The following is a 16,762-nucleotide window of genomic DNA, read 5'->3' on the forward strand; positions in this document are numbered from 1 at the left end:
CTAGCCCGCGCAGATTAGGTCAAGATCATTTTCTACTTGAGGACTATCCCTGTAAATCCCGGATATTAGTTTAAGTTTAGGCGTAATCTCACGTAATGTGAGATGTGTATTTTTTTTCATTAATTGAAAAAGTTCTTGTGCCATGGTGTGACGTTGCTTCTCTTCTAATTCATCGGTCAGATTTGTTTCAATGATCATATCGAGATCTTTGACTGTAGGTTCGGGCATGGTTAACTGGGTTAAGCGTCCTCTAAAAGCAGGTCCAATTAAACTGCGTCCTTCCAAACCAATGCCATTAGCGGTTACCAGCAGCATGAACCCAGGAATCTGGGCTTTATGGTGGGTATCCGGATCGAATCCAGATAGAAAAGCATTCATCCAATGCTCAAATCCTTCATCAAGGATGCTGTTTACTTCATCAAGCCAGACGATTTGGCCTTGATTGAATGCTTGACGAATATAGGTTTTTTTTAATTCATCAGGGAGACTGGCATCAATTTTAATATAGGTTAACGTGTTTTTGGGCGCATCCTCTCCAGGTTTGGCTTGTGTATATCCTGATTTGGCAAGACGATATCTGATGAGTTCTGTTTTTCCCATCCCTGGGCGGCCTTCGATTAAGCATCCGTTTAAACCCCAAACACTGTCTCTTCGATCCAGATATCTTTGTTTGCGAATTTCAATACTACGCCGTAAGTTTTTATGGAGCGCATTCATTGAGTCCGTAATGACAATATCAGTAACCTGAGTATCAACAGCACTGGTCTTCTTCTTAAGAAAAGTTTCGGGTTGGTGCTTCAATAGTTCCATAGCAAACGTTACGACCCACTCCTGTAAATTACGGACGCACATTTTATGTTCTTTATTGAGTTGGTTTTGTCTGTACTGGGTTAAAAAATGCAGGCATTTATTTTTAAAATCCACTTCTTTTATATAGGGTGTGATGGTGTGATATATCGGTTTTAACAAGTGCTCATAAATGTAATAGGCTGGCATTTCTTCCAAATGAAGTTCTGGTATGTCATGTTCTGCAAACAGTTTTTGCGTCACTCTCCCACCGCCATAATTAAGGGGATTGGATGCGCAAACAATACGGTGTTTGTCTGTGAGTTGATAAATCCGGCCTTTATAGAGAACGCGAGGATTTCCTCCTTCCTTTAAAGGTTCAAGCATGGTTAAGTGTTTATTGGCAATGTTCACTTCATCTAGAAACAGTACTTTGATTTTATCACTGTCATCCAAAGCAAATTCTTCAAAATGTTCCAACTCATGATAGATCTGGTAGTGTTCCGGGTACTTTTTATTGAGTTCCCTGATTAAAAATGTTTTCCCTACCCCTGTTTTTCCCATCATAGCACTAATGGGATGATTATTTATTGCATCGATTAGAACAGCCAAACGATCACACAAATAACGTTCTGCTTTTTGTGTTGAATCACTTAAGTCCATACTGTCATCAAAGAGTTCTTTATAGATGACGTTTGGGTTTTGTTCCTTTTTAGCTATAAATTCAGTTGATTTAACTTTATGTTTCGGTAAAAAACGCAGATCAGGTCGACATTTTTTATCTATTGATAGAATCAGTTGACCTGGCCATGGTTTATCGTTTTGAGATGCTTGCGATAAGATAAGCGGTTGTAACGCATGCAGTATGGAGGAGGGGAATTCACCATAAAGTACTACTGTTTTTCCTTGTTTCAGAGCATTGAGGACATCGCTTGTCTGTTCATTAAAATCAGTAAACTGATTATTCTGATACTGATAGCTCACCCAGGTCATCAGGTCTTGATAATTATAATCTTCAATTGCAAAACACAACGTGTTTTCGTCGGCACTCTTGCATTTTTTGGGTTGGTTGCTTAAATAAACTAAAGGCTCTTCAAAGAAGTCGCCCCGAATTGGTTCGGGTTTCGGTTTTTGATTTACTTTGATTTTATTAGGTATAACAACCCCTTTGGTACAAAACAAGGTTAATTCAACCTGATAAAATTGAGCACGTTCTAATAAACAGTACCATTGATTATCGGATAACTCTGAAGTGATGAACAGAGTCAGTGTCCTTCCCCTGGCTTGTTCTAACCAACCCGGTATTCTTTGGTATTGGCCTTGATCTACTTTTTTATTGGTTAATAAAAAATCAAAGAGTTCCGTGTTGATCACCTGACATTCTGGTGGTACTTGCGAACTCTTGATATTCCTGATCAAATGTACCGGTTGAAAATTTTTAAAATTAAATTCAGTACGGTCTAATTGAAACAGGACCTGTTTCGGTATGGGTATTTTGGCATGGTGATATTCCAGGTAACCTTGGGCTTTGGCTCTCTGTAATAAAGTGTTCAGTTGCTGTTTGGCGTCTACAGGAATATTACTCAGATTAATCATTAAAGTTTGAGGATTATTATCTTCTAATGCTAAAACAAATTCAGATTTATGCCATTCCAGTTGATTGTTATTTAATAATACGGGGCCAAATAAGGTCTCTTGCCAATCTGGCAAGCCTTTTAAATCAACGTTACATTGCCGATCAGCCTGATTTATTGAGCATTCAGGCAGAGGCAATAATGGTTTTACCAAATGCGGATGCCTTGATACAAAGGAACTGTCTTTAGACAATTCAGGGCACAAACTGTAAATTTTAAAGTTTAATTTTTTGTTATATAAACTGTGTTTTTTATCAATAATACTATTAAGCGCTACCTGTTGTTGTGGACTGAAAGCTGCCCAGTCGATTAGGATCATCGCGTCGGGATTACCGCGATTTTGTTTTTTGAACAGATCAAGAGCATCAATCCTTGATATACTCGGCGAATTGGATTCAAGATGAATCTGGTCTTTACCCACTTTTATTTGATTCGGATCATGTAAAAAAAATACCGGTCGGTTTTGTAATCTTGCCTGATGTAAAAAGTGTTGGGCACACGCTTCTCTGTTTTGATGAATCAACAGTACCGGAAACTGTTCGTAGTCAAATACCTGTTCCAAATGATTCACTATTTTGGGGGTTTGATGGTTGTTTATAAAAGTCTCCAGCTGTTGAAAAGTATCAGTAGCATTACTATCTTTTTTAAACCCATTGATGTGGAATTGATTTGGTGCGCAGGGGTTGGAATCTGATGAGCTTGCCTGATCATTAGGTCTCTGACTGTTTTGAACAGATGCAATGGGCTGTGCTTGATAGGGATGGCGATTGTCATAGCTCAAATGAGACTGGATCCCGCCTAATTCGACTTGTAGCCAACGTCCTTCAAGATTCCTGATTTCCAGTCGTATGTGGTTATTCTCAATACGCACCAGGCGAGCTCGATCTTTGATTGTTGGATTTTTAGCTATTTGAAACCACACCGCAAAACACCGCTCACGACAGCTTCCCTGCCCGGCTTTATAGAGGCGTTCAAACCATTCAGGTAGCGTTTCTGTATTCAGTTTTGGTACGGATTGTTGACTTTCAAGGGTATAGTTAGGCAAATTCAGGTATTTATTCAGAATCTCTTTAATGGGATCATCCGCGTTTAAATGTCCATAATTCATCGTTTTTTCTGATTCAGGGGCTTTTATTACATAACTTAGCGTGCATTCTTTATCCGTTTTTACATAATAAAAATCATCAGAACCCCTCATGAGTTCTATTTCGACACCTTGGGAATCAAGGGCGATTAAATCATCTTGTGCATCTGCCGAGAGTAGACGAACGGGTTGCTGTGCAGCTATCTGTAGAGTCAGATGATAGTAAAAACCATCTTGCCTCAGTCTGCATTCATTAATTAATTCAGGGGTTAGTTTTTGAGGCAGTGGCAATGAACACAGTTCAGGTATTTGATAGTGTTGCCTACTCAAATCATCATCAATCTTAATAATACCTGTCCGCATACGATGTGGTGTTCTTCCTTGCCCATTGAGTAATTCACCGGTTTTTACCATGCTGAATGAATTACTCTTATTGGATGATAGGGTTGAATTGGATAAAGCATTATTCGCTACAAATATTGATGACGAGGATATGAACGATGAACTGGCAGATTGTCTCTGTAATTTGTTTAGCTTTAGTTCTTTTTTGTAATTAATTTTATAAGAGAGATGACATGATTGGTTCACTAATGATTCAGGTACGCTTAAATGAGTTAATTTGGGACAATATCTATTGAGATCATCAAAAAATTGTTGGATTTTAAGAGGACTGGCGGTACAAAGATTTATTTTTAAGGAAATTAAATTAGGGAAATTTCTAAAATCAATTTCCAGAGTATCCTCCAACACTCCTATATTTAATGCGGTACATTCGTTATATTGAGGTGCTCGTTCAGGATGTGCAAATGCAGGAGTATAAAGAAGCATTTGAATCTTGGAATAGTCCACCTTAGTCATGTTTACACTATGGGGTTTTTCAAAGAGTGTACTCTTCATACTTTCTATTTGGGAAATAGAGTCTCTTTTTTGCTCTTCCGCTCTAATAACAGGAATCTGTTCCGCAATAATCTGGTCTGCCAAATCACTGCTCAGAATAGGGTGGTTTTGGTAGTATAATATGAATGAACGTACCTCATTGTTATTTGTGTCAAATTGCTTCAGCATATGGGAAATAAATTGGGGATTATGCCATCTAGGATTCATGAATGTAGTGAAAACATTTTTAATTTGAGCCTTATCAGGATAGCGATTGATTAATTTTAATGCGAGTTCTGGGGGTAATCCGTCAACGTAAAATTGGTGCGAGTCTTCTAATAATATTTTATATTCTTCAATTATTCGATCGTGGTGTTCTGGATAAAGGGTCAATAAAATTATCAAATCTGTATTACAATGAACCTGGGGTTGAAATACATCATAAAGGCTACGTCTCAACTCCATATGGTCTATTCTATTTAAATCTATCAAGGTTAACTGAGTGGTTAAATATTTAAGGAGAGAAGAAGCTACTTTGGGATTTTTGTTAATAATTTGGATAAATAGCTCCTCGCTTAATGGATTTAACAGAGGATTATATTCAAAGAATGATTCTACTTCAGGCGGATCGCAAGCCAAATATTCAATTATAAAATCAATGGTAGTTAGATAAGGCTCTACTAAATCATTTAATAGTGCTTTAGTTCTTTTGGCATACTTAAAGATAATCCAAAAATAATCTGCGTCGGATGGGAACGATTGGGGGTTCATTTCACTTACTATAAGCATTTCATGGTGTTGAATAATACTGTCAGCATCTTCAGGAACGGCCTCAATATACGCTGACAGTTCATACAATCTCCTCGGAGGAGAATGGTTGAAAATTTCATGAGCTTTATGTGGAAACACCTCAACTAATACACTAGCGGAACATTTTCTGGCATCATCTAAGGTAAGCAAAGTATCTAAGCGCTCTTCAAGATTTGGGTAAGCCAACTTTAAACGGATTAAATCATAGAATGTTTGTAATCTGAACTGTTTTAGAGGTAATTGGTGCACATTCAGTTTATTTTTTAAAAGGATGTAATAATCTATTTCTGTTGTGGGTGATTGGCCAATAAGATCATAACAAAAGGGGATAAGGGTAGTTCGTAACTCCGGGAAATGGTGGTAGAACACTGATACCAGATCATGGGTGATCAGATTTTTATTCCGCTCAAGCAGTTGCAGAGCGAGATAGGGGTATTGTATGAGTTTATCGATTAAATCACTTCCAATGGAACACTCCATCGGTGGGTTCATACAAATGGGATAATCTGCTGCTTTCATTACTTTATTTTGTGCGATAATCGCATAGGGTATATGAATGGAGTAAGGTGACGCATCGTAAAATCTGTATTCCGGATTGGAAGAAGCGCAATCTTCATTGGCGCCGTAATGATTTGAGACAAGATGTCTTCTTTGCTGATGCATGCACGCAAACAGGTGTTGACTGCGTTCACAATTGAGTACTGCCGTTTTATCACGGACAAGATTTTTGCCAGCCGTCAGTTGTTCATAATCTGTTGACTCATCAAATTGGCTAAGGAAGTCAATGTTCGTTTCATCACTTTGATCCGGCTCATTACAGGAGACCAGTGATTTTTTTCCATCTCGTTCTATACATAAATAGATAGGTATCTCTTGGAGTTTAAACCATTCTATCTGGGCAAATAAATCGTGTTCTTGCAGCCCGTTTATATAAAAATGGGTATCAATAATCAGCGTTTTTGCCCGTTTCTGTTGCTTTGGCGAAGTAATCGATTGCCATGGAGAGCCATTAAGTGCCCCAACGGGGTTGAATTGGGCGGCAGGAGAAATAAAAGTGTCTTTTGATTTGGGTATGTAAAATAGCCAATCAGGTAAAAGATGCCCGTTCCAGTCAGTCACTGGACAATTAATATCGAATTTTGGGAGATCAGGATTAAACCCTTGAAACATTTCTTTTAGGTTCATGATAATTTAGAAAATAAAAAAGTATAGGGATTCAAGTTACGGAATTAATAACCTAGCTATAATCAACAATACTTACAGAAGAGGAGGGATACTCATCTTGCAATAAGTAATGTAAATTCAAAGGTACTCCTGCGACATAAATCCTGTATGGGGAGGACATTCAACGTTATTTAGGTTCACTTCAAGAGTGTTTTTCATCATCGCTCTCTTATATCAATCGCTAACAACTGCGCAAATTATATATTAAATGAATCTAATTTATTCGGCATCACTTTCTTTAAGCGTTACAACTCGTGGAGTGAACATATAACCGCCGTTGCGGATGGTTTTAATCAAAGCGGGTTTTTTCGCATCGACTTCTATTTTTTGGCGTAATCGACTGATCTGTACATCAATTCTTCTATCAAATGGGGTCAGGTCAGTATTTTTGGTGATTTGAAGTAAAAATTCTCGGTCTAACACCCGTTGAGGTTGCTGCACGAAGGTTAAGAGCAAGTCATACTCGCCCGCGCTTAATTGTAATTCCTGATTATTTTCACCAAAAACCTGTCTGGATGCTGGATAAAGACGCCAGTTTGTAAACATTAAAACATCTTTTCCATGCGCAATTTTTTGCTGGGCGCGTATGACGCGACGGGCAATAGCTCCTATTCGCGCATGAAGTTCGCGAGGATAAAGAGGTTTTGTCATGAAATCATCGGCACCTGCTTCAAGCATGGCAATGCTGACTTCCTCATCCCGGGAGTCGCTTATAATAATGAGCGGAACCGGGTAGGTGTTATACAATTGTTTTATGCTTTCTGGTTCATTTTTTAAAATAGACCAATGAATTAAAATGGCCGTTGGCATACCCTGTTCAAGATGAATGGGATAAAGGCATTTTTGTTGTACTATATCCAGATTAAACTTTGCAAAATAATCCTTCAGCTCATCACTGACTGGTGTAGTGTCAATAACGAGCAAATAGTGGCTCTGCGACATCAATTTGCTCCTGAAGGTTAAAAAAATAATGCTCTAATTTTGGCAAGATTATCTTCTTCTTGCAATTAATTTTATGTATTTATTAAGAATAGTTCATTTTAATTCAGTCATTTGTATTTTACCTAACGGAAACTGATTTAAATGGTCATTCTCATATTCAGGGAGTTACATATTTTTAATTTCAGTGCTATTGTTAAAGTTCGAGCTTCAGGATGATGCTTGAGGAGAAATGGATGACTCAAAATACACCTGGTTTATCGCATTGGTTTCTTACGGACGATTATCGAGCCAAAGCGCAACTCAAATATGAATTGAAACATCTGGAAAGCCGTCTGCATAAATATCTGGATGTTCACAGTGAACAAGAATATTGTCACGAAGAAATAAATACATTATGTGCTCATCTGGCTCAAAGATATTTGGATTATTTAAAACTTGTAGATCCCGGTACAGAATTTATTGTTCATAGCACCAACGATGAAACTAAAACAATAAACGTGCTTGAACAAACCTCAATCATTTCTCAATTAAAACAACGGTTAGCCAAAATTGCTGATCAGGAAGAAGAGGCCAGATTGATAGCAGAAATTGCCTCCCTGTATCATCAATGTACCCACTCAACGGGTACCTCTTCTACTCTCGCAAGCAGCAAACCGATTGAATCCAGTGGGTGTTGTGACGAATTGAAACAATTATTTCATTACACGAATCTTAAATTATGGCTGTCTTCAGTAGTTGTATACTGGAACCATAGCACGCATCAGGACGCAGAACTGTCTGTTATATTTCGTGATTGGCATCATGATGAGCTGCAATTGGCACTTGATTTTTTTTCTGAGCCGCAATTGGTTAATTTGGTTAACGCGATATTTTTTTATAAGTTGTATCCGGATCAGTTATTTAATGAATTGATTCATCCAGAAAAACTGGTATCGGTTCGTATGCGATTAGGATTTTTACACGAATTTATTGAGCTATTACAGCAGCAATTATATCGAGTATCTCTGCAACAAGGACTAAAATCCGGAGTTGATTTATTATTTCACGGAGAAGATCTGCCACAGGGAATTTTGATAGAGGTTGATGACGATTATAGAGAAATTATTCAATTGGCCGTTAAAAATCTAAAAGTCAAATTTACTCCTGAAAATGAAGAACAGGTCACTAGTGAGCGATTACATGATTTGGGTAGAGCTTACAAATTTTGGTTTAATCCGAATCGATTAATTGATGCAGTTATGGTATTGCAACAACGTTTAGTTAAAGACTCGGTATCTGATGAAGATAAGTTTGCTCTATTCCATCAAGAAATGCTTATTTTATACCGTCAGTTAACAACTACAGAGTGCCTTGATTTATATGGGTATTTTGCAAATAAAGACAGTCGATACTTACTTTATACTCTGTTTACCATAATACAGGATAAGAGTCTTGATTGGTTACCTCCGTTGAATAAATCAGAAAAAAATGCAGTAGCGGGTGTTTTTCATGCCTTGCAATGTGTCATGGAGGCGTTGCGTGTGGAGTTAAAAAACAGACATGTGACCACGGAGCCTTATGTTTATGATTTGGAAAAACAATACGTTCAGGCACGGCGTCGTAATCGCGATGCAGTATTTCGGCTCATTGCAATTTATGGTCGAGAGCCTATTACTATTAGTGATTCGGTAGAGAAGTTATTTGGTGATATTGAGGATCACAATTAGGTGTGTTTATTTCAGGGAATAGGAAAAGCGAGTTTTTTTCCATAAAAGTTTTGCAAATCTTTGGCTAATTGTGCCGCAGGTGTGGATTTTGCAAAATCAGTATCTAAATTATCAATCCATTGTCCAGTCTTTAGATTTTGAATGACAGGGATGTAAGAATTATCATCCGGATACAGAGCCAGTATCCAATCGCCGCTGATTACACCATACAATTTATCATGATTTATTTTGATTAATTCATTGGGTTTTAATTCAAGCTCTCCAGTTTTGGGGTTTACTTTATAAATTTGATGACCGATCTCTATGGCTTTTTCTTTGGAGAAATCCTGATTCGGATACATACCACTTTCAATAAAAAATGTACGTTGTGGTAAAGGTGATTGAGAATTCAGCACTGAGTTCAGTAATGAAATACCGTCCATGTTGTGTTTAGAGTGAACCTTCAAGAAGGATAGTATTGTTGGAGCAAGATCAATTAAAGCAACTCGCGTATTGATTTTATCTGTTCCTGTAATCAGCGTTCCATGGTTAAAAATCTTGAATGCCAATACACTGTGATATTGATTGGGGCTTAAAATATCAGACCCATGCCCCGCGCTTTTATCCAGTTCTGTTGCTGTTTTATTTTTAAAATATTCTGCCAGTCGGCTGCTCAATGAACTTTGATAATTCTGGTAATTCGTTAGTCTTGAATTAGGATAATATAAGGTTTCCCCATGATCACTCAGAATAATGACAAGGCTATTCGTGAGATAATGATTTTGTTCCAGATAGTTATAAAAAGAATGGAATTGTTTGTCTACTCGTTTGAGCGCGCTTTGATAGAGTGAGTTACGCGAGCTGAGACTAAACTCATTATTCACTTCGTCAGGTAATGATTTTGCCCAGGCATAAGGCCAATGCGGAAGAGCAAAATGAACGGCCAGAAATATCGGTTTATTCCTTGGTTGAAGTGCCAACTCCCTTTCCAGTTTGGCACTAAAAGTATTGGGATAATAAGAAAAAAAACTGGCTCTGTTTGAATGATTGTATGGGAACAACCCGGAGCTGATCCGAAAATTAATGAGTAAATTTCCCAGAGGAAAATCATTGAAAAATCCTAAAATAATGTCGTTGATACCTAATTTGGGGCCAATTAATTTTTGGAATCCAAAGTCTTTATCGAGGCTGTTAAATCTTCGATCATCCGTGGCATACACGGTGTTATAACCCAGTTTATTCAATTCCCATATAATGCTTGCCTGATTATTGACAGTAGACTTTTCAACCAGATTTTCATCGGCGTGGTGATGTTCGGAGTATAAGCCGGTTAGAATGGAGCACCATGCCGGATAGGTTCTGGCTAGAGGGCTGATTGCATTCGTAAACTGAGTGCTGTTATTTAATAATTGATAAAGAAAAGGCATGTTCTTTTTCTTTACGCTTTCCGGGCTTAAAGAATCTATCCCCAGAATAATGATGTTGGGTTGTGAATTAACCTCATGAATCGGCACAGGTTTGAAATAAAAGAAATTCATATAAAGGATTATAGGCATCAGCAGTACTAACAAGACTGCACTGCTGCGGTATAACAGCCGGTTTAGCAATAACAGGCCTAAACAAAATAATGAAAGACAGTACAGAATCATTATGTAAAATTCTGGTATAGGAGGTGAAAATAGTTTGCTGAACACGCTTAAAGGAAAATAATAGGCATTTGCACTGAGTATGACCCAAACAAATAAGGACCAAATGAAGAGTTGCCATTGTTCAGCGGAAAAATGATGCCAGGAACGTTTTAAAACCCCTATTAATAACCAGGTTTGGATTAAAGACAGGATCAAATAAAGGATAATATGAACACAAAGTGTGCCTGCAAATTCAAGATATATTTGCGTAGGAAGTTTAATTGAGCTAACCAGACTGTTCGATTGCGAATAAATCAGAAAGAACTGTAAACCTAAAAAACACAGATTATATAAAGCAAAAGTTCCGAAGTATGAGAGTATGGATCGATCTTTTTTCATGATGTCTGCAATGCGGGGTAATTAAGATGCCAATTATAAACATAACTATCAATAGTATTGATGTGCTTTAACTGACTGAGCAATGGCTCATGAGCGAACTGCAATAAATGCCTAATTACATCTTGCTTTGTGCCGCCATAATCTTCTTCATACCAATCATACAATTTTGAAATGATCAGTTTTCCCTCGATGACTTGAACACCTCTAAGTGAGTTGATGTAGGTTGACGCCGCATCATTTAATTGTTGTTCCAGTCGTACGCCCTGGTATGCCTGTTTACTTAAATTGGGTGCACCTATGGTCGCGTTATTGAGTGCATAATGAGTACGTGGGTCATTCCAAACCGGTCGTATAATGCGGTTATTAATATCGTCCAGTGATAATGTGGTATTTTTTATGGTCAGAAGGTTCGCTCCCCAGGGGCCTACGCTGAATAACCCTGGTGAAATATTGATTTCCTGTATGTTCGCTATGGGATAATAGTTAGCAACTGTTTGTACCGTCAGGGCATTATACAGATTAATCCAATAAGCCAGTTGTTCTTGTCGGTTGTAATTATCAATGTCAATCTGGGACATTGCTTTTACATAGTCTTTTAGCAAATTCAAATCGTGTTGACTTAAATGAGCGTAATCAATCAGGTTAATGTGTTCTTCATTTGTAATGACGTGTTTATCCAGGAAATTCTGCCAAGCCTGGTGAGATATGGTTTCAGTTGAGAGTGGGTTATTAACCTCCCATTTGGGCCATAGACTTTTATGAAATGATGCATGAGCTAATCCGGCTATGATGAACATGATTAGAATCATGACGCATTGATTTAGGGTATTATTACGTTTTTTTACACTAAACATTAATCGTTGCTCGGTTTCTTAAGGCACTGCCTATGGTATTGCCATCTAAAAATTCCAACTCCCCACCTGAAGGGATACCATGTGCCAGTTGGCTGATATTGATTGGTTCATTTCGCAATAATTGATGAATAAAATGCACCGTTGTTTGTCCTTCAACACTTGGGCTTAAAGCAATAATTACTTCTTTTATTCCTTCTTGTATGATCAGATTTTTAAGTCTGGGCAAACCGATGTCGTCAGGACCAAGACCATCAAGAGGGGATATTTTCCCCATCAGGACAAAATAGGTACCTTGAAAGGCATTACTTTGTTCGATGGCGGAAACATCAGCAGGGCTTTCTACCACACAGAGTAAGGTCGGATCTCTATTCGTATTTTGGCATAATGAGCATAAGGTGTGTTCGGTGTAATTATTACAGCGCTGACAATGGTTGATATGGTTCATGGCGTGTTCTAGACAAGAAGCGAGGTGCAAACCTCGCTGTCTTTGGTTTTGAAGCAGGTGAAACACCATGCGTTGTGCTGATTTGGGACCTACACCTGGCAAGCAGCGGAGCGCTTCTACCAGACGAGTTAGAGTATCCATATTTAGGCTTATTCCCCTTTATCGCCTTTATCACCACCCATTAAATCAGTAGGAATATTAAGACCAGCGGTTAATTGACTGATTTTTTCCTTGGATGCTTTTTCAATTTTACGCACTGCATCATTAACTGCGGCAGCAACTAAATCTTCTAGCATTTCAACATCTTCATCCATCAATGTGGGTTTGATTTTAACTTCAGTCACATCATGGCGACCATTCATTTTAATAAGAACCATGCCACCACCGGATTCACCACTGACGACTAACTGGCTGAGTTGTTGTTGCGCTTCTTGCATGCGTTGTTGCATTTTTTGCGCTTCTTTCATTAGATTACCAAGATTTTGATTAATATCCATTACTGCCTCGTTTATTTATGGTTAGGTATACTATTATAAGTCATCTTTCAGCGGGACAATAGAATTTTTGACCAATTCAGCTGAAAATTCTTGTTGGATCTGCTGAAACAAAGGATCATTATGTAATGCAGCCTCAGCTTTTTGCTGTTTTTGTTGTGCTGCTCTTTCTTTTTGTTGCGCAGGCGTAGCCTGAACAGCTTCTTTGCTATTAAGAATAATTTTAACTGGACTTTGATAATAATCGGTCAATGCGGCTTCAATTCGGCTGGTAGTTGTTGGAGTAAACAGGGATTCATGCCCTTTAGCGACCCTCAAGGTAATATCACGACCGTCTTTATCAATAAACTCAGCATTTTCGATTGCATTGAGTGCAAAACCGGTCAGTTTGAGTTCCGGAATAATACTGGCCCAGTTTTGGGCTTCAATAGGAATGGTTTGTCTTAGTTCAACTGATGGCTCTGTGATTAATTCACTGGATTTTATGGCGGATGGCGCATTTTCAATGAGAGGACTGACATGTTCTTTTATCAATTCAACCGGTTCTGTTTGCTGTACCGGGATCGACATTGCTGGTTGAGCAATCACGTTGCTTTGTTGCAAGGCTAACGGCGGTATTGTTGCGGCAGGTGCCGGCCTAAAGGTTAACATGCGTAATAAAGTCATGTTAAACCCAATAGCCAATGTTGGAGCGAGATGAATTTCCTCTCGTCCCTTCAGGCCAATCTGATAAAATAATTGAATGTCTTCCTTTGAAAATTGATTTGCCAGATTTTTGATTTCATCTGTTGGATTAATCAAAGGATTCACGTCCCCGATGCTTTGGTATACGGCAATTTGATGGAGGTAGTTCAGTAGTTCATCTATAACATATTGAAAGTGCCCCCCCTCTATTGCAATTTGCTGGCTTAACGTCAACATGACAGGGCCGTTTTGTTTTGCCAGAGCATCCAGGAGTTTGACCGCATAATCCTGTTGTGTGTATCCGAGGATTAATTTGACATCACTGGCCAGCAGCTGTTCATTACAACTGGTTATCGCTTGATCCAGAAGACTTAAGGCATCGCGCATACTGCCGTGAGCTGCCTGGGCAAGTATATCCAGGGCTTGAACTTCATAATTTAACTCTTCGTCTTTGAGAATGAGTTGCAGATGTTTGCTGATCAGATCGGCTGGCAAGTGCTTTAAATTAAATTGCAAACAACGGGATAACACTGTAACTGGTAATTTTTGTGGATCTGTTGTTGCCAGAATGAATTTTACATGAGCGGGTGGTTCTTCCAATGTTTTTAAAAGCGCATTGAAACTGTGTTGTGACAACATATGCACTTCATCAATCAAGTAAATTTTAAAGCGACCGTTGGTCGGTGCATACTGCACATTGTCTAGTACATCACGTGTGTCTTCGACACGTGTTTTGGAGGCGCCATCAATTTCTATAAGATCGATGAAACGGCCTTGTTCAATCGCAGTGCAGGCATCGCATTGAAGACAGGGTTCTGAGCTGATTCCCGTTTCACAGTTAAGTGCTTTAGCTAAAATTCGGGCAACACTGGTTTTGCCCACACCGCGGGTACCTGTGAATAGATAAGCATGATGTAATCGCTGTTGATTCAGCGCATTAATCAACGCTTTATTAATATGTTCCTGGCCAACCAGTTGGGAAAATGTGCGTGGTCGCCATTTACGGGCAAGTGCCAGATAGCTCATACAGGTTTTCACAAATTGGGTGGCAGCTCTAAGAGCCACACCTCGGCGCCCGAATCAATCGTTACCGCTGCTCCCTTCCGGGCCTGACGGGGTTCACAATCTATCGTCGCGAGGGGACCAATAGAGCCACCATAGTTGAATTGCGAAGAGTAACAAAAAAACAATGGGAGCGCCAGATCCCGGTACAAATTTTATTAGAAGCTGATTTAAAAACGAGGAGATAAACACGAGAGGACTATGTTGGGCAACGATGGAAACATCATTCAACCTGGCTAGCCAGAAATGAGCACCTTCTTGTAATAGTTACTGAATAACCGTATTGTGATTATTAAATCAAATAATTTGTGGTTATAAGAATGGAATCAAAAATCAGAAACGTAATCATACTATGCAGCGTAATTGCGTCTTTTCACGTACAGGCCATATGCGTTAAAAACATAACACATTTTTCTTTATACTATGAGATTGAAAATCGAAATACTCAGAGTCCGGTTCCCAAAGTGAAATTTCATAGTGGTATAGTGAATAGCAATGAAAAAAAATGCCATAGCCATACAGATGAACCGGGAGATGAATGGAAAATATATCGTTTTGACTTGGTAAAGATATTCAAAGTTGAAGAAAATGGTGAAAAGGTGCTGGCATGCTATAAGTTGGTTGAGGGAATTGCCAATAGGTTGGATGTCCGATTTCATAAGCGTGATAATTCATGGTGGTGTCTGGATAAAGACGATTACGAGGATTGAGACAAAAAAATCAATGAACAGGTAAGGGATTAGAGACAATGAACTTGTTTATCGAACAGAGCATGATTATGTGACTTCAAGTTTAGACGCTTAACCAGTTTAGTTGGGGGTTAAAAAATCCGACCCTTTTTCAAAATGGAATCCTTGAGTCGTTTAGAACCAGTCAGCTGAACACAAAAAATCAAATTTTTATACCTTATATATGGCAAAGAAGATAAAAGCAGAATTTTAGAAAAAAATGCAAAAAGTATTTGACACTGATAGGGAAATCAGTAGAATACGCAACACGCCTTCGGGGCAGGTTCATTAAGAATTGAGAAGACAAACTGTGTGGGCGCCAAGGGGGACGTTTACCACGGTGTGGTTCATGACTGGGGTGAAGTCGTAACAAGGTAGCCGTAGGGGAACCTGCGGCTGGATCACCTCCTTAATATAGAGGCACCAAACGACCCAAAGCGCCCACACAGTTTGTTTTCAGATGAAGAATAAGATTTTGCAGCAGTGTTTTTGTACCGAAAAATAGGATTGGGCTCATAACCCAATAAAAGATCATGGTTGTATGTAGATCCTTTGTTGGGCTATGGGCCCAATTTATAAATAAATTAGGTAAAACACGAATGCCGCTAAAGAATTGGGTCTGTAGATCAGTTGGTTAGATCGCACCCCTGATAAGGGTGAGGCCGGTGGTTCAAGTCCACCCAGACCCACCAATATCTTCATCAGTATGGAATATTAGATTAAAGTGATTTGCGCGAGCAGAGTATTTTAATCTGGTATAGCCAGAAGTTCATTAAAAATTTGGTAAAGAAAGAGGTAACACAAGCGAACTCATATTTTTTATTTGTATGTGCATATAGTCTTGAGGTAATTGAGATTATATGGTCAAGAAGAGAAGCGCAAACGGTGGATGCCTTGGCAGTAAGAGGCGATGAAGGACGTGGAATCCTGCGAAAAGCTACGGGGAGCTGGAAACAAGCTGTGATCCGTAGATGTCCGAATGGGGGAACCCGGCTGTGCTTGCACGGTCACTCATAACTGAATACATAGGTTATGAGAGCGAACTCGGGGAACTGAAACATCTAAGTACCCGAAGGAAAAGAAATCAATTGAGATTCTCTAAGTAGCGGCGAGCGAACGGGGAAGAGCCTGGTGTGATTTATCATTGAATGGAGTAGAACAACCTGGGAAGGTTGACCATAGGGGGTGAAAGTCCCGTATACGTAGATTTGATGAGGAACTAAGCACGCGAACAAGTAGGGCGGGACACGTGAAATCCTGTTTGAAGATGGGTGGACCATCATCCAAGGCTAAATACTACTTACTGACCGATAGTGAACCAGTACCGTGAGGGAAAGGCGAAAAGAACCCCGGAGAGGGGAGTGAAATAGAACCTGAAACCGTTTGCGTACAAGCAGTGGGAGCATGTCTTCGGACGTGTGACTGCG

The 16,762-nt window shown here is 39.0% G+C and carries 9 protein-coding genes, 1 tRNA gene, 1 rRNA gene and 1 other RNA gene; 4 read left to right on the forward strand and 8 right to left on the reverse strand.

The window, feature by feature from the left end; genetic code table 11:
- A complete protein-coding gene (locus IZU94_RS18005) occupies positions 1 to 6,375 on the reverse strand; it encodes a P-loop NTPase family protein (RefSeq protein WP_203113822.1) in 6,375 nt (2,124 codons plus the stop codon).
- Positions 6,376 to 6,633: 258 nt separating this feature from the next.
- Positions 6,634 to 7,356 carry a winged helix-turn-helix domain-containing protein gene (locus IZU94_RS18010; RefSeq protein ID WP_203113823.1) on the reverse strand — a complete coding sequence of 241 codons (723 nt, stop codon included), beginning with the start codon at positions 7,354 to 7,356 and terminating at the stop codon, positions 6,634 to 6,636.
- A 233-nt stretch (positions 7,357 to 7,589) separates the two neighbouring features.
- Here IZU94_RS18010 and IZU94_RS18015 point away from each other — a divergent pair, with 233 nt between their 5' ends.
- Positions 7,590 to 9,062 carry a hypothetical protein gene (locus IZU94_RS18015; protein WP_203113824.1) on the forward strand — a complete coding sequence of 491 codons (1,473 nt, stop codon included), beginning with the start codon at positions 7,590 to 7,592 and terminating at the stop codon, positions 9,060 to 9,062.
- An 11-nt stretch (positions 9,063 to 9,073) separates the two neighbouring features.
- Here the strand turns inward: IZU94_RS18015 and IZU94_RS18020 are convergent, their stop codons facing one another.
- The 6 genes from IZU94_RS18020 to ffs form a co-directional block, all read right to left on the reverse strand.
- Entirely contained in the window at positions 9,074 to 11,068 is a 1,995-nt protein-coding gene (locus IZU94_RS18020; RefSeq protein ID WP_203113825.1) for a sulfatase-like hydrolase/transferase, read from the reverse strand.
- Positions 11,065 to 11,865, reverse strand: coding sequence for a DUF547 domain-containing protein (locus IZU94_RS18025; protein WP_238400595.1), 801 nt, complete (start codon positions 11,863 to 11,865; stop codon positions 11,065 to 11,067). The genes IZU94_RS18020 and IZU94_RS18025 overlap by 4 nt, the downstream gene beginning before the upstream one ends.
- Positions 11,866 to 11,914: 49 nt before the next feature.
- Positions 11,915 to 12,508: a recombination mediator RecR gene (gene recR, locus IZU94_RS18030; protein WP_203113827.1), complete on the reverse strand. Its 594-nt coding sequence runs from the start codon at positions 12,506 to 12,508 to the stop codon at positions 11,915 to 11,917.
- Positions 12,509 to 12,516: 8 nt separating this feature from the next.
- Positions 12,517 to 12,864 carry a YbaB/EbfC family nucleoid-associated protein gene (locus IZU94_RS18035; protein WP_058473788.1) on the reverse strand — a complete coding sequence of 116 codons (348 nt, stop codon included), beginning with the start codon at positions 12,862 to 12,864 and terminating at the stop codon, positions 12,517 to 12,519.
- A 33-nt stretch (positions 12,865 to 12,897) separates the two neighbouring features.
- A complete protein-coding gene (dnaX, locus tag IZU94_RS18040) occupies positions 12,898 to 14,571 on the reverse strand; it encodes a DNA polymerase III subunit gamma/tau (RefSeq protein WP_203113847.1) in 1,674 nt (557 codons plus the stop codon).
- A 26-nt stretch (positions 14,572 to 14,597) separates the two neighbouring features.
- Positions 14,598 to 14,694, reverse strand: an RNA gene (gene ffs / locus IZU94_RS18045) — signal recognition particle sRNA small type.
- A gap of 377 nt (positions 14,695 to 15,071) precedes the next feature.
- On the opposite strand from ffs, the gene IZU94_RS18050 reads away from it, so the two are divergent.
- From IZU94_RS18050 to IZU94_RS18060, 3 genes are all read left to right on the forward strand, one after another.
- Complete coding sequence (locus IZU94_RS18050; protein WP_203113828.1) at positions 15,072 to 15,317, forward strand: hypothetical protein; 246 nt, start codon at positions 15,072 to 15,074, stop codon at positions 15,315 to 15,317.
- 633 nt (positions 15,318 to 15,950) lie between these two features.
- Positions 15,951 to 16,027, forward strand: a tRNA-Ile gene (locus tag IZU94_RS18055).
- A gap of 170 nt (positions 16,028 to 16,197) precedes the next feature.
- A 23S ribosomal RNA gene (locus tag IZU94_RS18060) occupies positions 16,198 to 16,762 on the forward strand; the annotation flags it as partial.

It is taken from the genome of Legionella bononiensis, from assembly GCF_016786215.1.
Lineage (GTDB): Bacteria > Pseudomonadota > Gammaproteobacteria > Legionellales > Legionellaceae > Legionella > Legionella bononiensis.